At 36.2% G+C, this 18,314-nt stretch carries 17 protein-coding genes; 3 read left to right on the top strand and 14 right to left on the bottom strand.

Annotated elements, in window-relative coordinates; translation table 11 throughout:
* Positions 1–322: 322 nt before the first annotated feature.
* Both BAMA_RS11675 and nagE read right to left on the bottom strand, forming a co-directional pair.
* A complete protein-coding gene (locus tag BAMA_RS11675) occupies positions 323–1,147 on the bottom strand; it encodes a hypothetical protein (protein ID WP_051758931.1) in 825 nt (274 codons plus the stop codon).
* 99 nt (positions 1,148–1,246) lie between these two features.
* Positions 1,247–2,746, bottom strand: coding sequence for an N-acetylglucosamine-specific PTS transporter subunit IIBC (gene nagE, locus BAMA_RS11670; protein WP_034639172.1), 1,500 nt, complete (start codon positions 2,744–2,746; stop codon positions 1,247–1,249).
* Between the two features lie 307 nt (positions 2,747–3,053).
* On the opposite strand from nagE, the gene glsA reads away from it, so the two are divergent.
* Both glsA and BAMA_RS11660 read left to right on the top strand, forming a co-directional pair.
* Positions 3,054–3,983, top strand: a complete 930-nt coding sequence (gene glsA, locus BAMA_RS11665; protein ID WP_034639170.1) for a glutaminase A — start codon at positions 3,054–3,056, stop codon at positions 3,981–3,983.
* A 110-nt stretch (positions 3,984–4,093) separates the two neighbouring features.
* Positions 4,094–4,435 carry a DUF3969 family protein gene (locus BAMA_RS11660; RefSeq protein ID WP_034639167.1) on the top strand — a complete coding sequence of 114 codons (342 nt, stop codon included), beginning with the start codon at positions 4,094–4,096 and terminating at the stop codon, positions 4,433–4,435.
* A gap of 23 nt (positions 4,436–4,458) precedes the next feature.
* On the opposite strand, the gene BAMA_RS24900 is transcribed toward BAMA_RS11660, so the two are convergent.
* The 11 genes from BAMA_RS24900 to BAMA_RS11610 all read right to left on the bottom strand — a co-directional run bounded on the left by BAMA_RS24900 (position 4,459) and on the right by BAMA_RS11610 (position 16,026).
* Entirely contained in the window at positions 4,459–4,617 is a 159-nt protein-coding gene (locus BAMA_RS24900) for a hypothetical protein (protein ID WP_200874679.1), read from the bottom strand.
* A gap of 135 nt (positions 4,618–4,752) precedes the next feature.
* Positions 4,753–6,027, bottom strand: a complete 1,275-nt coding sequence (locus BAMA_RS11655) for an acetylornithine deacetylase (protein WP_034639165.1) — start codon at positions 6,025–6,027, stop codon at positions 4,753–4,755.
* A gap of 130 nt (positions 6,028–6,157) precedes the next feature.
* Positions 6,158–6,895 (bottom strand): tRNA pseudouridine(38-40) synthase TruA, encoded by a 738-nt coding sequence (truA, locus tag BAMA_RS11650; RefSeq protein WP_034639163.1) that lies wholly within the window; start codon positions 6,893–6,895, stop codon positions 6,158–6,160.
* Between the two features lie 489 nt (positions 6,896–7,384).
* Positions 7,385–8,137: an iron ABC transporter ATP-binding protein gene (locus BAMA_RS11645; RefSeq protein WP_034639161.1), complete on the bottom strand. Its 753-nt coding sequence runs from the start codon at positions 8,135–8,137 to the stop codon at positions 7,385–7,387.
* A complete protein-coding gene (locus tag BAMA_RS11640) occupies positions 8,134–9,198 on the bottom strand; it encodes an iron chelate uptake ABC transporter family permease subunit (RefSeq protein ID WP_034639159.1) in 1,065 nt (354 codons plus the stop codon). Before BAMA_RS11640 ends, BAMA_RS11645 begins: the two co-directional genes overlap by 4 nt.
* Entirely contained in the window at positions 9,195–10,211 is a 1,017-nt protein-coding gene (locus tag BAMA_RS11635) for an ABC transporter permease (protein WP_034639158.1), read from the bottom strand. The genes BAMA_RS11640 and BAMA_RS11635 overlap by 4 nt, the downstream gene beginning before the upstream one ends.
* A 20-nt stretch (positions 10,212–10,231) precedes the next feature.
* Positions 10,232–11,245, bottom strand: coding sequence for a siderophore ABC transporter substrate-binding protein (locus BAMA_RS11630; RefSeq protein ID WP_034639157.1), 1,014 nt, complete (start codon positions 11,243–11,245; stop codon positions 10,232–10,234).
* Positions 11,246–11,760: 515 nt separating this feature from the next.
* On the bottom strand, positions 11,761–13,140 hold the full coding sequence (gene rlmD / locus BAMA_RS11625) for a 23S rRNA (uracil(1939)-C(5))-methyltransferase RlmD (protein WP_034639155.1): 1,380 nt from the start codon (positions 13,138–13,140) through the stop codon (positions 11,761–11,763).
* Positions 13,141–13,216: 76 nt separating this feature from the next.
* Entirely contained in the window at positions 13,217–13,999 is a 783-nt protein-coding gene (gene pdaA / locus BAMA_RS11620) for a delta-lactam-biosynthetic de-N-acetylase (protein ID WP_034639153.1), read from the bottom strand.
* A 135-nt stretch (positions 14,000–14,134) separates the two neighbouring features.
* The gene (locus tag BAMA_RS11615) at positions 14,135–15,658 is read right to left on the bottom strand and encodes a fumarate hydratase (RefSeq protein WP_034639152.1); all 1,524 of its coding nucleotides are present in this window, start codon (positions 15,656–15,658) and stop codon (positions 14,135–14,137) included.
* A 185-nt stretch (positions 15,659–15,843) separates the two neighbouring features.
* A complete protein-coding gene (locus BAMA_RS11610) occupies positions 15,844–16,026 on the bottom strand; it encodes an SE1561 family protein (RefSeq protein ID WP_034639150.1) in 183 nt (60 codons plus the stop codon).
* A gap of 323 nt (positions 16,027–16,349) precedes the next feature.
* Here BAMA_RS11610 and yfkAB point away from each other — a divergent pair, with 323 nt between their 5' ends.
* On the top strand, positions 16,350–17,477 hold the full coding sequence (gene yfkAB, locus BAMA_RS11605; protein ID WP_034639149.1) for a radical SAM/CxCxxxxC motif protein YfkAB: 1,128 nt from the start codon (positions 16,350–16,352) through the stop codon (positions 17,475–17,477).
* A gap of 35 nt (positions 17,478–17,512) precedes the next feature.
* Here the strand turns inward: yfkAB and BAMA_RS11600 are convergent, their stop codons facing one another.
* Positions 17,513–18,307: a YfkD famly protein gene (locus BAMA_RS11600; protein ID WP_034639148.1), complete on the bottom strand. Its 795-nt coding sequence runs from the start codon at positions 18,305–18,307 to the stop codon at positions 17,513–17,515.
* Between the last annotated feature and the right edge of the window lie 7 nt (positions 18,308–18,314).

Raw genomic sequence — 18,314 nt, 5'->3', positions numbered from 1 at the left:
TTACACATTTAGCATACTACTTTTTTGAAAAAGTACATGAGATAGTTGTGACACGTTTGTGAAATATTGAGCAAACTACTATGCGCATAGTGGAAATTATAATAAAAACTTTATAAAATTAACCCTTTCCATAATTGTATTTTTTTGTTATTCTATTAAAGGAATCCTTTTCTGCAGTATAAGAGTCGTACCCATTATAAACTGTAATACTCTTCCTCTATATTCTGTTATAGTTTTTTTACAACAGAATATAGAAAAGGTGTACCTAATAGGTACACCTTTTTCACATTTGAGATGGAATATATTGTTTATATTTGGAAAATTATTTTTGAAATGTAAGGATAGCAGCAATTGCATAGTACATCGCTCTCTTCTCCTTACATTCTTCCATTACTACTAAATTTACAAGCGACCCTCCACTTGCCGAAAAATATTCTACAGCATCTAATGGGATTGCATCTTCTTTCACATCAATATAACTTCCATCTCGCCACTTTCCTGTTTGGATATTTGCAGACAAATCACCTGTAATCCTTCCGATTTCTTCATTAATACTAGAAAGCGATAGCCATTCAATTTTCTTTATTTCCCATGTTTGCTTGAAGCAACCTATGTATTCTTCATTTTCATTATAAAATTTATAGCAAAGATTCAAGCCAGCTTGTTTTTTAATATTAAGAAGCTCATTCTGTCCCCCATCATATAACACAAATTGTTGACTATTCCATCCCTTTATAAAAAACGAGACTAGCATCTTCCATAACTTTTGAACTGGAGAACCATATCGCTCCTTCAGCATTCCCATCACGTTGCCGTCCATCGCAAAGTACGTTATTTGAGTAAGCATCCCCATTTCTTTCCTTACAACAAAACGCCTTTGATCCAGCAGTTCATGAAGCTTCACCTTTGTCTGTATCTGTTCCATTTTTTTCGCCCGACTTCTTTCAATTATGCTTACAATAAGAAACATAACCGCTAACATAAAGATGTTTAAAATACTTATGTAATCTTCTCGCCACTTATAAGAAGATGTTTGACTATACTCATACAAAACCATACTCATTCCTATTAATAAAATAATCATAAAAATAAAAAATGACCCTTTTGCATTTCGAGCGTGATGTTTATCAATTCCTATAGTCCCCACCTTCTTTCTTTATTCTCCTCCCCATTTTACCACTTATAACCAATAACAGAAGAAAGAAATAAAAAAGTCCCTCGCTATAAACGAGAGACTTTCTATTATTTATACGTGTTTTTTCATATCATCTGCTACAGATTCAACATTTGTACCAACGATAACTTGTACACTTGTATTACTTAATTTCATAACACCTTTTGCACCTGCACGCTTTAATGCTGCTTCATTTACTAACCCTGCATCTTTCACTTCAAGGCGTAGACGTGTTGCACAGTTATCAATAATTGTTAAGTTTTCTTTTCCACCTAAAGCCATTACATATGTTTCACCGATTGAGCCAGCTTCTCCAGCTTCTCCAGCTTCTCCTTCAGTTACTTCATCATCATCTTCACGCCCTGGTGTTTTTAAATCGAACTTCTTAATCATGAAGTAGAAGACAACGAAATAAATTAATGCATAGATTAAACCAATGCCTGCTAATAATAATGGTTTTTGAGCAATACCAAAGTTTAATCCATAATCGATTGCACCGGCACTAAAGGCAAAACCATGATGAATATCCAGCGTTGTCGTAATGAATAACGAAAGACCTGTTAATACAGCATGAACACCATATAATACTGGTGATAAGAACATGAATGAAAATTCAATTGGTTCTGTAATACCCGTTAAGAATGAAGTTAAAGCTAAACCACCAAGCATACCTGCAACAAGCTTACGCTTTTCTGGCTTTGCTGCTGCAATCATCGCAAAACAAGCTGCTGGCAAACCAAACATCATGATTGGGAAGAACCCTGTCATGAACATACCAGCTGATTTATCTCCCGCAAAGAAACGAGCGATATCACCTTGAACAACATCCCCAGCTGCATTTGTAAAATCACCTAATACAAACCAGAAGTATGTGTTCATAACGTGATGTAAACCAATTGGAATTAATAAACGGTTTAAGAAACCGAAGATACCTGCACCAGTTGCACCTAAGTTTACGATGCCATGTGCTACCGCATCGATACCACTTTGAATTGTTGGCCAAACTTGTCCAAATACTAGACCTAATAAAAGCATCACTACTGATGTAATGATTGGAACGAAACGTTTACCAGCAAAGAACCCTAACCATTCTGGTAGCTTAATCTTATGGAACTTGTTATATAAAAGTCCCGCAACTACACCGGCAATAATACCACCAAGTATTGCCATATCAATCTTTGGTGTTAGAGCCGCTGCCTTAGAGATTTTTGTCATTGTTTCGGCTAACTTATTTGGATCAACCGAACTAGCTAAATCCTGAACACTTTTTAATTTATCATTTAACTCCGCAGTCGAATACGTATTACTTAGAGCATTTGTTGTATTCTTTAAAACAAGGTAACCGATTGCACCGGCAAGACCTGCAGCACCACTGCCGTCAACAGATAAACCGATTGCAACACCAATTGCAAAAATAAGTGCTAAGTTATCAAAAATTGCTGCACCGGCTTGTGCCATAACAGGAATATCCCATACATCTGGCTGACCTAAACGTAACAGAATCCCAGCTGCTGGGAGCACTGCGATTGGAAGCATTAATGCTTTACCAATACGTTGTAAAAACTGCAACATTGTAATTCCCCCTATTCACATGATGAAAACGTTATCATAATATACGTGGCTTAGAAAACGCTTTCTAATACACAGTAATCATATCATATAGTTGTATAGATGTGTAGCTATTATTTTTAATTTTTTTATGGATAAAAAACCCTTGTAATAACCTGTAAAATCAACACTTAGACGCTTTATGTACAATAGATATAAAAGTAGCTGTAAAAGAAGTTTTATTTTATCATTCCACTTTTTCATGTTATTATTTATTTCCCAGCTTGTCGGGAACAATATACTTAGTAATCAATATAGGAGCGTTGGTATTATGCAGTGCATCGAGACAAATAACTTACAAGAGTTATTAGACAAAGTAAAACCATATACAAAAAAAGGAAAACTAGCTACTTATATTCCAGAGCTAGGAAATGCGAATCCTGATGACATCGGAATCGCTATTTATCATAAAGATAACCATTACGTTCATGCCGGTAGCTCCCAAACACTTTTTACACTTCAAAGTGTTTCTAAAGTTATTACATTGGCACTTGCTTTACTAGATTGCGGTGAGGAATATGTATTTTCAAAAGTCGGAATGGAGCCAACTGGTGATCCATTTAACTCCATTATTAAACTAGAAACAACAAGCCCATCTAAACCACTAAACCCAATGATTAATGCGGGTGCCCTAGCAATTACAAGTATGATTGCAGGAGATAATAACGAAGAAAAAATGCAGCGTATCCTTCGGTTTGTACGTGATATCGCAGATAATCCTTCTATTAACTACTCCTCTAAAGTTGCCATCTCTGAATTAGAAACAGCTTATTTAAATCGCTCCCTTTGTTATTACATGAAACAAAATGGCATTATTGATGGAGACATTGAAGAATTAATGGATTTATATACACGTCAGTGTGCAATTGAAGTAGATTGCATTGACTTAGCACGCATCGGTCTTATTTTTGCAATGGATGGTTATGATCCATATAAAAAGCAGCAAATCATCCCCAAAAATATTACGAAAATTTGCAAAACGTTTATGATCACATGCGGAATGTACAATGAATCTGGGGAATTCGCAATTCGCGTTGGTATTCCAGCAAAAAGTGGTGTCGCCGGCGGCATCGTTGGCTGTGTAAAAGGTGAAATGGGAATTGGAATTTTTGGTCCTGCTCTAGATGCAAAAGGAAATAGCATCGCCGGATTTAAAATATTAGAACTACTTTCTGCTCAAGAAGGTTGGAGTATTTTTTAAAGAAAAGCGTCATCATGACGCTTTTTTCTATTTCTCGTGCATGTTAACACCAAAGTCTGAATAAGATAGTACAACCTAACTCCATTGTATACGGAGGTGTTAACAATATAATGAAACTCATTCTCCAAATGGAAAAGCTCCCAACTGTTGAAAAAACGATTCTGCTTTTCGTATTAAGCATTGTCGAAAGCTTAAAATTAAAAGTTGTATCACTTGATGAAGCGTGCCGATACATATTTAACCTTGAAGTATTAGAATTATTAATTGATCGAAACATCGATGATCAAGTACTTGAGATTATTAACTTAGGGATGGGGCTTGAAGATATTCAAGCTGTAGCTGCCGAGGAGCTAGAACAAAGTATAGAAGAATTAAAGTGGCGCTGCATTCAAGTAATTAGTGAATATGGTATGTACGAAGAAACCGAAAACTTCATTGAAGATATACGGTGAAAGAGCACCTAATATAGGTGCTCTTAATGTTTCTTTAAGCTGTTTTTATATGTTTCAATATTGACAGGTAGCTCTTCCTCTTCGAGAGTATGTTCATCCACATTTTTATGAATAAATGCACCTTTTGGAGGCTGATGGTCATGCCCTTTTTTCTTATGATCAAACGATTTACCACGGCCCATATCCATACCCCTTTCTATAAAGTGAAACTTCCAGTGGGGGATTCTCCATCCCCACTGATTTTTAGTATGAAGAAAAGACCGTCGACATATGCATTTAGTTGTTGTATTCCCTTGGAAATAGTCGGATAGTGTTTTTCACTTTTTCGTATGACACCATTCGTAGATGAAGGCTGTAATGACTTTTGTATATTGGACTAGCTGTTCAACCTGTACTTTTTCATTAACGGAATGCGCTTCTTCAATCGTTCCAGGTCCGTAAATAACAGCTGGAATATTGAACTCACTAAACCATCCACCATCCGTTACAGTTGCTGACATGTCAAGAATCGCATTTTTCCTCAATACGTTTTCGTGCATAACAGCGAGCTGCTGTACTGCTGGATGATTACTATCTACTTCTAAAGAAGGAAATATTTCACCGCGATCAATAATCATCGATTCTCCGCCCCACTCAAAGATTGGCGGATGTTCTCGAAGCCATGGATCAGCTGCTGCAAGCTTATGAATATGTTCTTCTATTTCCTTTGCCACTTGTTCATGTGTTTCATTTGGATAGAAGTGTACTGTAATCCATAGTCGGCACTCATCGGCGATAAACGCAGCATGACGACCACCTTCAATAACAGCTGGATTAATTGTTGTTGTCCCAGATGGATATCCTTCATACGTCTTCATTACAGCCCAGTGCCGCTCTAATTCTTGCAACCCTTGTATAATTTTCATCATTTTTTCAATTGCACTCGCTCCAAACAACCGCCCTCCTGCATGAATCATTTGTCTGCGCGTTGCATCGTGAAAAGTTTGCGGACTCTTCACTGTAATCCAACCTGTAATCACACCACCCTGCCCTTGCATATGCAAATTACTTGTATCCACTACAACTGCAAAATCAGCAGCGTAACCACGCTTACAACATTGAAGTGTCCCTGCTTCGCCAACCTCTTCTCCAATAACTGATTGAAAGATTAAGTCGCCTGGCAATTCGATTCCTGCTTCTTCTAAAAGTTGAATGGCGAACAGTGCTCCCGCTAATCCACCCTTCATGTCAGCTGCTCCTCTTCCAACTAACCAACCATCTTTCACAAATGGTTGAAACGGTCCACTCTCCCAATTTTCATCTTCTGATACTTCCGCAACATCCATATGTCCATTAATAATCAAACTTTTATACATATCTGAAGCTGTACCGTTCTTTGTTCCAACAACGTTCGGATCGTTCGGATATACATCCCATTTATCAATTGCAAACCTATGCTTCGTTAAAAAATCAGCGATAAATTGCTGTGCTTCGTTCGTATTTCGTGCTGGTGGCGCTGGTGTTTCGTAACGAATGAGCCTCTTGGTAAGCTCAAGTAACTCCTCTTGCCGTATATCAATTTGTTCTAATATGTGTGAAATCTCCTTCTTCATGTTCATTCCCCTTTTGCATCATTCTATTTCTCACTATTATTTTCACAAAATGGAAGACATTTTACAATCTTTAAGCTGTAAACAAAAAGAAGGTAACTTAGCATAACAATACTAGGTTACCTTCTTTTATTTAAAAATCAATTTTCTCTAAATATAATCCATTCCCATCAGCAAGACAGTTAATTGCATTGCGCTGCTTCGCTTCTAAAATGGCTGGGATTTCATTCGCGTCCATTCTCCCTAAGCCTACTTCAATTAAAGCTCCAACAATTTTTCGGACCATGTTATGAAGAAAGCCATTTCCACTTACGCGAACTTGAATAAAACCATTCTCTTTCGTAATTGAAAGAGAATAAATTTCACGAACCATAGATTTCTTCTTTGATTTTGCATTCGAAAAAGCTGTGAAATCATGTAATCCAATGAAGTATTGAGCTGCTTCCTTCATTTTTTCAACATTTAATTTCTGCTCGACATGCATGCTGTACTTACGCATAAATGGATTTGTGTGCTCTTCGTTCCAAATTTTATATACATACGTTTTTGATTTTGTATTGTAGCGAGCATGAAAACGATCAGGAACTAGTGTTACATCAATAACACTAATATCTTGTGGCAAATAACGCGTTAAATACTTTTTCACTTCATCTGTAGTCCAATCCCCGTTTAGTTTCACATTTGCCACTTGATGAAGTGCATGTACACCTGCATCCGTTCTACTAGAACCAATAATTTCGATTTCTTCGCCAACCATCTCTGATAATACACTTTCAATTTTTCCTTGAATTGTATTGTCACTATTTCCAAGACGTTGCCATCCTTTATAACGGCCACCATCGTATTGAATCGTTAATTTATAATTATTCATTTCATTCTCCTTTTTTATTTCAGCACCATATCCATCAAGCCCTTGTGCCTTACAAAAGTTTTGTTTCTATACTATTTGTTGGGGTGTAACAAACAATTCACATGTAAAAGTTCATAAAAAAGGCACGTAATCTCCGTCTATCTTATACTTGAGTTGACTAGACGAAAGTAAAGATAGGAGATACATGCATATGAATTTTATCACGACATTACCAAGAATGGAAGAAGTAATTATTACACGGGATGATACCGTTTTTAATTCATTCGTTTCAATACTTTCTTTAGGTTGACGATGAAAATCGTCATTGCTCCTTATACTTCCATGCCGAGCTTTCCTAATTGCCATATGTCCTGCTTTGCAAACATACATTCCCATATCTTTATTGAATTCAAATTCATTTTCCTTTGTGCGAGCACCTTGTGTGACAAAAGGGTTTCTTTGTCATACTTATTTTTCTGAAATGCTTCTCTTTTTTTAAAAATTTTGTAACTAATAAATCGCTATTGGACCATAAGGACCATCAATAATTTCTATTTTCGTTTCAAATATATCTGTTAAAGTTTCTGGGTCCATAATCTCTTCTACTGTTCCAAAAGCGGCAATTTGTCCATCTTTCATAGCACAAATTCTGTCAGAATATTTGGCTGCAAAATTTATATCATGCATAACAGTCAAAATTGTTCTTCCAAATTCATTAGCAGCACGTCTCAAATGCTCCATCATTTGAACAGAACGGGCAATATCAAGATTGTTCAGAGGCTCGTCTAAAAGTACATATTCAGTCTCTTGACACAAAACCATTGCAACATATGCCCTTTGCCTTTGACCACCTGAAAGCTCATCTAAATATCTATTTTCTAGATCAGCCAAATCTAGAAAATCTATATATTTAGAAACAATAGACTCATCCTCTTTCGTTAATCTTCCCTTAGAATAAGGAAAACGTCCAAATCCAACTAACTGTCTAACAGTAAGCCTCGTTACAAAATGATTTTCTTGCCGTAAAATAGTCATAATTTTCGCTAAGTCTTTTGATTTAGATTCAGAAACATCCATATTTGCCACCATAATTTGACCTTCGTCCATATCCAAAAGTCTTCCAATCATCATAAGTGTTGTAGACTTTCCAGCACCATTGGGTCCAATTAAAGAAGTAAAACCTGCTTTTGGTATTTCAATATCCAAAGGTCCTATTTTGACCTTATCAGTATACAATTTTCTAGCATTAGCAATCTTTATCATAGAGACCTCTTCCTTAAAATTACAATTAAAAATATTATTCCACCAAACAGTTCGATAATAACTGAAACTACAGCTTGAGAATCGAATACATGATACATTAAAAAGTATGCACTCGTTAGTATAAAGAATCCTATAGCAAGGGCCATTGGAAAAATATATCTGTGATCATAAGTTGGCGCCGCTTGATAACTCAAAGTTGCAACTAAAAACCCATAGAAAGTAAGTGGCCCAACTAAAGACGTTGAAATTGACATTAAAATAGCAACTAATATAAGGGTATAAATTACACTAGATTGATATTTAACCCCGAAAGAAGTAGAAACATCTTTTCCAAGTGACAATACATTTAATTTCTTAGAAAAAGCAAAAAGTAATAATCCTATAATTATTACCATTGGAATTACAATTGGAAAATATTCAGCATCCGCATTATTGACAGAACCAAATAATCTTGCCTGTAAAAGATCAAACTCAGACGGCGCAAGAAGTTTTCTCATAAAAGTTGACACAGAATTCAGCCCAGTTCCAATGATAATCCCAACCAAAAGCATAAGTTGTAAATTTCCATACTTTCCAGAAAGCAACCACCCATAAAGTATCAAACTCATCAAGACCATAACAATAACTTGAAATAGAAATGATCCAATACCACTAAAATTGACCAATACACTAGCACCAAAGAAAAACATTGTACTAGTATGAATTGTTGAGTATAGTGATTCAAAACCTAAAAGAGAAGGACTTATAATCCTATTATTCGTAATCGATTGAAAAGCAACGGTCGACAAACTGTGACAAATTGCAACAATAATCATTGCAACAAGAGCAACTATTCTTCTCATAACAACTGGGATAAACGAAGGTGAATCTACTGGAACCGGATTGTTATAAACTAAAAGTCCGTACGAAGAAAGAACACCCAAAACAATCAATGTTATGAGCACAATCCAATAACGTTTTTCATCTTTCTTAGAACGAAAAGCTCTAGCAGATCTATTTTTATTATGAAGGCTAGAATCGATTTCGACATTTTCCTTATTTCTATATTCCAATGCGTTCATCTTAGCCTCCTTGGTTTTCTTTGTCTCAATAATATAGTAATAAATACGACTGCTCCGACTGTTCCAAGTATTAAAGAGACAGGCACTTCAAAAGGCATAATAATTGTTCGAGAAATTATGTCACAAAGAGTTATAGTACCCATTCCTATCACACATACCCAAGGCAAATTACTTCTAAGATCATCTCCTCTAAACATTGAAACAATATTTGGGACAATTAAACCTAAAAAAGGTAAGTTTCCAATAACAGCTGCAACAATTCCAACTGCAAACGAAATAAGAGCAGTAGCAAAGAGAATAATCCTATTATAATTTACTCCAAGACTTGTTGTAACATCTTCCCCAAGTCCCGCTAAAGTCAATCTATTAGCATAAATAAAAATAAGAATAGTAACTATAACAATTAGCCATAAATATTCATATCTTCCAACTTGAACACCCGCAAAAGAACCTACAAACCAACTTTCAATAATTTGCGTCATTTGGAAAAAGAGTCCCATAAAAGTGGAAACTGCAGAAATGACTGCTCCAAGCATCAGTCCAATGATGGGGACAATTAAAGACGAACGAAGTTTAACTCTTCTTAAGAATAAAAAGAAAATCATAGTTCCTATAAAAGAAAAAATGATTGCACCAGTCATTCTAAGAACTAAAGTTGGTGCAGGAAATAATAAATAAACAGCAAGAAGTCCCAAACCTGCCCATTCAATCGTTCCTGTTGTGGTAGGTTCAACAAAACGATTCTGCGTAAGAAGTTGCATTACGAGTCCTGCCATTGCCATGGCAGCTCCGGTAAGCATTAGTGCAACTGTTCTTGGAACACGAGTTATGAAAAACATTTCCATTCCATCTTCTTGTCCACGTATATCATAAACTCCAGTAAACAGCGATATACTAGCTAATATAATAACAACTATAATCGCTAGTATAAAAGGTTTTGTCCATATTTTATTGTGGTTATAAAACCAGGATTGAGAATTACTCTCAATCCTGGTAATGACATTTTTCGGCACTATGTTATACTCCTTTACACTTACTTAGCTAAATTTTTCGCAAAATTTTCAAACAACTCCGAATAAGTTTGGATTGATTCATTTAAGTAAGTGTCCTCTGGTGCATAAACAATCTGTCCTTTAGAAACAGCCGTTGTTTTTTGAAGAGCAGGTGATTTATCAATAACATCCTGAGCAGGAACTTTATCAGTTTCGCCAGTTATTGGAGCATCACGATCTAGTACGAAAAGCCAATCAGGATTACTTTGTGCAATAGCTTCAACAGAAACTTCATCACCTTGATGATCTGTAGAAGAATCTCCTTTAACCTCTAATGCTGGAGTCCATCCAAAGATGTCATACATTGGTCCCCAAACACGTCCAGTATGAGGAGCTGAAAAGCCAATATCTCCGCCAGAAACTATAACACTCATAACTTTATCTTTTCCATTATATGCAGACTTAGCTTTTTTGATAGATTGATCAAAATCAGCTGTCAATTTTTTAGCCTCTTCATTTTTATCAAAAATTTTCCCCAAAGTAATTGTAGTGTCCTTAAGTCCATTTACCAAGTTTTCTCCAGGTGCAGCAGCTTCCTCAGAAACATCAATATTAAGATCAATAACAGCTGCATTTGGTACTAATTTTTTTATATCTTCATAATAGCCAGAAAATCTTTGACCCACAATTACAAGTTCTGGGTCTACAGCTGCTATAATTTCAAGGTTTGGCTCACCATGATTCCCAACATCTTGAACTTTTTCATCAACTACATATGGTGAATCCGCAGGCATTATAGCCTTTGGAACAGCAGCTAATTCAATTTTCCAATCAGCTAAAGTTTCAAACGTTCTATTATCCAAAGCAACTACATTCTTAGGATTTACAGGAACCGTAACAGTTCCATGTGCATCAGTGACTTCAACTGTTTCAGTAGAGTCTTTTTCTTTCTTCTTAGTTTCAGTCTTACCAGTTCCATTACTTGGATTTGAGCAAGCTGCCAACATCAAAACAAAAATTGCCATCATAATAACAGTTAATTTAAACTTTCGCATTCCTCATACCTCTCCCCTTATGTATAAATTTTATAGACAGATTATTGAATTGATAAAATTAATATCTATGTTATGTTTTTATGCGTGATTTAAATAACAATTATCTCTATTTCACATAGTGCACAGCGATAACACAAAACAATGATAACGATTATCAATTTCAACATTCTATTCAAGTATACCTTATTGAAAAACATTATCAACCCCCTAATTATTCACCAAACATATAAAATCCCACTAAAAAGCTTTCATATCGGCTTTTTAGCGGGATTCTATTTTTTTCCTAAAATATGACAAAAAGACTCATTTCGGTTAGAGTGATTGCGACTAAACAAATTCACCACAGAAAGGATTCTAATCACGATCGAAACAGAACGCAATGATTTGTTTTTGCACCAAACAGCCGATTCATCTCCCACCTTCGCTATACTTAGAGGAAGGTGGGAGATGAATCGGCTGGAAAGATAAACCCTTTGAGAATGCCGAAAACAAGGCATTCTCAAAGAGTTAGATTATTACTTCAATTCCAGCTTCGCGACCGTCTCCACATGCGCTGTATGCGGGAACATATCAACTGGTTGCACGTACTTAATATGGTAATTCTTCATTAATTCTTTTACATCACGTGCTAATGATGATGGGTTACACGATACATATACAACCGTTTCTGGTTTTACTTTTAAAATCGTTTCCAGTAACTTATCATCACATCCTGTACGTGGCGGATCAACAACGATAACATCTGGACGCCATCCCTCTTTTACCCATTTCTGTAGCCATTGCTCTGCTTTTCCAGCTTCGTACTTCGTATTCATAAATCCTTGACGCTTCGCATTTTTTCTTGCATCTGCGATTGCTTCTGGAATAACATCCATTCCACGCACTTCCGCCGCATCGTTTGCAAGCCAAAGCCCAATCGTACCAACGCCGCAATACGCATCGACCACTGTTTCTTTTCCAGTTAATGCTGCTGCTTTTTTTGCTTCATTATAAAGGACTACGGTTTGTTCTGGATTTAACTGGAAAAATGCACGGGCAGAAAGTTCAAACTCTAAATCACCCAATGTTTCTTGAATTACTTCTTTACCAGCTAATCGGAACGTTTTGTCTCCGAAAATAACCGATGTTTTACGCCCATTTACGTTTTGCATAATCGATTTCACAGCAGGCATTTGCTTTTGTAACTCTTTAATAAATTGATCTTTGTTTGGAAATTCTTCTTTTGTCGTAATTAATGTCACCTGTACTTCTCCAGTTTGTACAGCTGCGCGCGTGACAATCGTACGAACAAAACCTTTTCCTTTTCGTTCGTTATAAATAGAAATGTTTAACTTCTCTAAAATACGCTTAACAACTTTTGTTGCTTCATTTGTTGCTTTATGTTGAATCATACAATGTGCAATATCAATTAAACGATGAGAGTTTTGTTCATATAATCCCGTAATAACCTTCTCATCTTTACGTCCCACCTGTAATTGGCTTTTATTACGGTAATGCCACGGATCTTCCATGCCAAGCGTTGGACGAATTTTCTCTTCCATTCCTGTATCCATATACTTTTGAAATGCCTGTACAACGATATCTCGCTTTTGATTTAATTGTTCTGCATACTGCAAGTGCTGCAATTGACAACCACCACATTTTTCATATACAGGACATGGTGCCTTTGTGCGATGCGGTGAAGATTTACGAATTGTTTTCACCTTTGCCTCTGCGAAACCACGCTTAATGTTTGTCGTTTCTGCTACGACCTCTTCGCCTGGTAATGCCCCTGGAATAAAGACAACTTGACGCTTAAAATAACCAACACCTTCTCCATTAATTCCAAGACGTTTAATCGTTACTGGGAATGTTTGTCCAACTTGTAACTTACTTTCGTGTTGCTTTTGTGCCATTGTTACACCTCTACTTTATACTTGTCCGTCCTATTTACACATCATTATAGCATGAGAAAACCGTAAGCATACATGCTTACGGCTTATCGGTTTTCACTAAATCATCTAGACTTTTAAAATGATACCCTTTCTCGCGTAAATCATCAATGATTTTCGCGAGCGCTTCTGTATTATCTTTTGATACAGAATGAAGTAAAATAATTGCACCAGGGTGAATCATATTCATTACGTTATTATGTGAATACTGCCATCCTCTTTGTTCGTTTACTTTCCAATCTAGAAAAGCAAGTGACCAAAAAACGTTATAATATCCCATATCTTTTGCTAAAGCTAGTGTACGTTCACTAAAAATACCACGCGGTGGTCGTAAATATTTCACCTCTTTTTGCCCAGTCACCTTTTTAATATCTTCCGTTACGATTTGTAATTCTTCTCGAAGTTTTGTGTCAGGAACTGTTGTGAAATCTGGATGTGTTTGCGAATGGTTTCCAATAATATGTCCTTCTTTTACCATTCTTTTTAATAAATCTTGTTGCCCTTTTATATAATGACCTGTAACAAAAAATGTTGCTGGTACTTTCTTCTCTTTCAACACGTCTAAAATCCTTGCCGTATAGCCATTCTCATATCCATTATCAAACGTTAAATAAATATCTTTTTTCTTCGTATCTCCTAAATAAAAACCACCATTATTTCGTAATAAACTTGTGAATTTTTCTCCAGCGTCTGGCGGTGTTTCATTTTTTGCTCTTGGAATACCCCAATGATTTGGAGCATTCGTATAAGCGAAAGTTGAAACTGGAATAAGCGCCATGATAATCATAAGTATTATACTTATATGTGCTAATTTCCACTTCATACATAAACTCCTTTCAATGCATGTTACGTATAGTTTCTGTGTAACCTATTATTTCATGCCGCTTATGTTTTTCCATTCATTCCAATATAAAGCAAAAGACACTTCATTTTTCAGAAGTGTCCTTTGTTTTACATATTATTTAAAAACTGGCTCTTTAAATTGTGCTAATTTTTCTAACGATGTTTTATCTACGTCCGCGTGTAAGCTATTTCCATGAGAATCCATTGTAACAACTGCCTTAAATCCTTCTACACGTAAATGCCACATCGCTTCTGGAATACCGAACTGTAAGAAGTCTACATTTTCTACTTCTTGAATGCACTCTGCATAGTACTGAGCTGCACCACCGATAGCATTTAAATACACACCGCCATGTTCTCCGAGAGCAGCTAGCGTTTTTGCTCCCATGCCACCTTTACCGATAACAGCACGGATGCCAAACTTCTTCATAATATCACCTTGATACGGCTCTTCACGAATACTTGTCGTTGGACCAGCCGCTTTAATTTTCCAATTGTCATTATCATCTTTCACAACAACTGGACCACAGTGATAAATAACTTGTCCATTTAAATCTACAGGACAATCGTTATCCATTAAATGCTTATGAATTGCATCACGGCCTGTGTACATCATGCCGTTAATTGTTACAACATCACCAACTTTTAGTTCGCGAATTTGTTCTTCTGTAATTGGCGCTTGCAACACAATTTCACGTTGCTCAGTTTTATTTTGTTTGTCTTCTTGCTTTAATGTATCTTCACCGTCTTGATACAACCAATCAATAATTTCTCCCGTTTCTGGATGAATCGTAATTCCTAGACGGCGATATGCCCAGCAATTATAAGCAACAGAAACATAGAAGCTTGCTGGAAGGCGGTTATATGCACCAATTTTACAACCAAGTAACGTCGTTTCACCACCAAATCCCATCGTACCAATGCCAAGCTTATTTGCATTTTCCATTACATACTCTTCTAATTGCTGAAGTTCTTTGATTGGATTTGTATCATCTAATGTACGGAATAATTGATTTTTCGCTAACTCGTAACCAGACGTGCGGTCTCCTCCAATTCCAACACCGATTACACCAGCACTACAACCTTGTCCTTGCGCTTGATATACAGCATGCAGAAGACATTTACGAATCCCTTCTAAATCACGCCCCGCTTTCCCAAGCCCTTCTAATTCACACGGTAAGCTGTATTGGATATTTTTATTTTCACATCCGCCACCTTTTAAAATTAAACGTGCATCAATGTAATCTTTTTCCCATTGTTCAAACTTAATAACTGGTGTCCCTGGTCCTAAGTTATTGCCACTGTTATCACCAAATAAAGAATCAACTGAGTTTGGACGAAGCTTTCCATCTTTTGTTGCTTGATCGATCGCTTTGTAAATCGCTTCCTTAATCATTAATTGATTTACACCAACTGGCGTATAAATTTTAAACGTTGGCATCCCTGTATCTTGGCAAATCGGCGAAATATTGTCATCCGCCATTTTAATATTATTTGTGATTGTACCAAGTGCCATCGCAGAACGAGTCCCTGTATTCTCTCGCTCTTTTGCTTGCTGGATAACACGACGAACATCTTTTGGTAAATTCGTCGATGTTTGAACAACAAGTTCATACATGCTTTCTTGAAGCTTTTTCATTGTTACTTCCCCCTCAATTGTGAACGCTACCAATACGCTTTAAAAATTGTTACACATCGATTATACTCTTTTTTCTAAAGAGGTGCACTTTGAAAAAGCCTTTCTTTTTTCTGTTGCTGTGAACACATACACGCACAATTCCTTATAAATTTCCCAATAAAAAAGAACTAGCGTCACGCTAGTTCTTACTCACTTTTTTTAAATTGCTCACATTTTAATTCTAATTCATCTAACATTTCAAGAAGACGATCGATATCTTCTATTTCAACATCTTCAGGCTCTATTGAATCAATAACTTCTAAAAACATATTTAAACGATCTTTTAAATATACTAGTTGTGAATCTGGATTATGAATTGCATTTCCCACGAAGGCACTCTCCTTTTTATTCGAGTTGCTTATATTATACCGCAAAAATGATACCGCGGAACACGAAATTTTTTTATCAATTTTAGCAAAATGGTTTATTAAATGTTCGTCTTCTTCTATTATAGAGAATGGACAAATTGTTATCCCGCTATTTGCGGGCTGTAAAACTCACATCCTACAATTTGAGAACTACAAAAAATTTTAGTTGAAAGAGGCAACAGCCCGTAAAAGCCTGATTGATCAGGCTAACAATCAGCGAGGGATAAAGCGCCCCCGCTAATTGAAGTTTCACTTTATTTCAAACAGTCAAAGGAGTATTTCAGATGAGTATATCACAAACATTGAAGCCGATTACTCCTTCTTACGATCCATGGGAAGCGTATATGGACCTTGAAGAGTACGGCAAACTATTATTAACAAACGTTGAGTTTACAACAACAACGTTATGCAATATGCGCTGTGAGCATTGCGCCGTTGGTTACACGTTACAACCGAAAGATCCAGACCCGCTTCCAATCGACCTTTTACTACAACGACTAGAGGAAATTCCTCATTTACGTTCTTTAAGTATTACAGGTGGGGAACCAATGTTGTCAAAGAAATCTGTTGATAACTATGTTGTACCGCTTTTAAAATATGCCCATGAACGTGGCGTTCGCACACAGATTAATTCAAACTTAACTATAGATTTAGCACGATATGAACAAATTATTCCGTATTTAGACGTTCTTCACATTTCTCATAACTGGGGTACAATCGATGATTTCGTTGAAGGTGGATTTGCGATGATGGCCCGCAAACCATCATATGAACAACGTGCAAAACTATTTGAACGAATGATTACAAATAGTAAAGCTCTTTCTAATGCAGGAGTTATCGTTTCAGCAGAAACAATGCTCAATAAGCGCACATTACCTCATATGGAGCATATTCATAAACAAATTGTTGAAGAGATGGGCTGTAAACGTCATGAAGTACATCCAATGTATCCAAGTGACTTTGCGAGTAACCTTGAAATTTTAACAAAAGAGGAAATTCGTGATGCAATTGAACATCTCTTGCAAATTCGCGATGAGAATGTATGGATGTTATTTGGAACACTCCCATTTTATGCATGTAGCGATGATGAACGAGATTTAGCTACACTAAAGCAATTACAAAGCAGCAAAAATGTAACAGTTCGTAACGATCCAGACGGACGATCTCGTTTAAATGTAAACATTTTTGATGGCAATATTATCGTTACAGACTTTGGCGATGTTCCGCTTCTTGGTAATATTCAAACAGACACGTTGCAACAAGCATACGAAAGGTGGTCTGCATCTAAAACGGCAAAGTCACTTAGCTGCCATTGTCCAGCTATAAAATGCCTTGGACCAAACGTTCTTGTAAAGAATAGCTATTATCCAAATGAAGACTTCTTAACAAAGAAAGCAAAGATTACGCTATAAGAAAAACGTCAGCTTCCTATGCTGACGTTTTTTGTTTACTGCGGTATTTGCGTCAAAATAAATTTAAATGATACATAATCTTGAATAGGAATCGCTGCACTAATACCTTGCGACGTAATATTTTTAATCATAACCTCACGCTTGTTTCCTTTTAGCACAAGATATACTTCTCCAAATGTCACCTTTCCTTTTTCACTTACAGCTGGCGCAAACGCATATAAATAGCCAAAATATTTTGCAATCACATTGTGAACACTTCCGTGATGTGTTCCATAACCAACAACTGTTCTAAATGAAAGAGGTAAGCTTACTTTACTCATCGCTTTTCGAAGCATCATCTTTTTAATATCTTCTGCATCTTGAATCTGAGAAGTTAAACCACCTTCTACAATCTTTTGTGCTTCTTGTCGATAGCGAAGTGGTTGCGTATAAATTCCCGCCCTATTGTCGTATACGTTGCGATTCACTTGTTTATATTCCCAATTCACCGTTGTTTCTTTTGACTCATAATTTAATGGCCATTGCCCTAAATAAATTTTTGCTCTATATCCTACTGCAAGCGGGGCATTTGAAATCGATGTTTCATTAAACAACCGAATTAAATCGGGATTTTCAATTGAAATTGCTGACGTTTTCAATAATTCTTGCGTAAATTTACTCGGCTCCAATCTTGGCAAGTCTTGCGCTGGATTTGGATACGTATTGTTTTTTGAAATATTTACAACAGATGAAGGTACTTTTACATTTACAACTTTTGCAAAGCTACTGTCAGGAAATAATAAAATGAACGATAACAAAATAGAAAGGCAAATACTATATACTCGTTTCACCTGTAGA

Origin of the sequence: Bacillus manliponensis (assembly GCF_000712595.1) — a bacterium.
Lineage (GTDB): Bacteria > Bacillota > Bacilli > Bacillales > Bacillaceae_G > Bacillus_A > Bacillus_A manliponensis.
This window is presented reverse-complemented; position numbering and strand designations above follow the sequence as displayed.

Bases quoted from the DNA above. Each gene is read 5' to 3' on its own strand.
- nagE (WP_034639172.1), bottom strand. From the start codon at position 2,746: ATGTTGCAGTTTTTACAACGTATTGGTAAAGCATTAATGCTTCCAATC.
- glsA (WP_034639170.1), top strand. From the start codon at position 3,054: ATGCAGTGCATCGAGACAAATAACTTACAAGAGTTATTAGACAAAGTA.
- BAMA_RS11660 (WP_034639167.1), top strand. From the start codon at position 4,094: ATGAAACTCATTCTCCAAATGGAAAAGCTCCCAACTGTTGAAAAAACG.
- BAMA_RS24900 (WP_200874679.1), bottom strand. From the start codon at position 4,617: ATGGGCCGTGGTAAATCGTTTGATCATAAGAAAAAAGGGCATGACCAT.
- BAMA_RS11655 (WP_034639165.1), bottom strand. From the start codon at position 6,027: ATGAAGAAGGAGATTTCACACATATTAGAACAAATTGATATACGGCAA.
- truA (WP_034639163.1), bottom strand. From the start codon at position 6,895: ATGAATAATTATAAATTAACGATTCAATACGATGGTGGCCGTTATAAA.
- BAMA_RS11645 (WP_034639161.1), bottom strand. From the start codon at position 8,137: ATGATAAAGATTGCTAATGCTAGAAAATTGTATACTGATAAGGTCAAA.
- BAMA_RS11640 (WP_034639159.1), bottom strand. From the start codon at position 9,198: ATGAACGCATTGGAATATAGAAATAAGGAAAATGTCGAAATCGATTCT.
- BAMA_RS11630 (WP_034639157.1), bottom strand. From the start codon at position 11,245: ATGCGAAAGTTTAAATTAACTGTTATTATGATGGCAATTTTTGTTTTG.
- rlmD (WP_034639155.1), bottom strand. From the start codon at position 13,140: ATGGCACAAAAGCAACACGAAAGTAAGTTACAAGTTGGACAAACATTC.
- pdaA (WP_034639153.1), bottom strand. From the start codon at position 13,999: ATGAAGTGGAAATTAGCACATATAAGTATAATACTTATGATTATCATG.
- BAMA_RS11615 (WP_034639152.1), bottom strand. From the start codon at position 15,658: ATGAAAAAGCTTCAAGAAAGCATGTATGAACTTGTTGTTCAAACATCG.
- yfkAB (WP_034639149.1), top strand. From the start codon at position 16,350: ATGAGTATATCACAAACATTGAAGCCGATTACTCCTTCTTACGATCCA.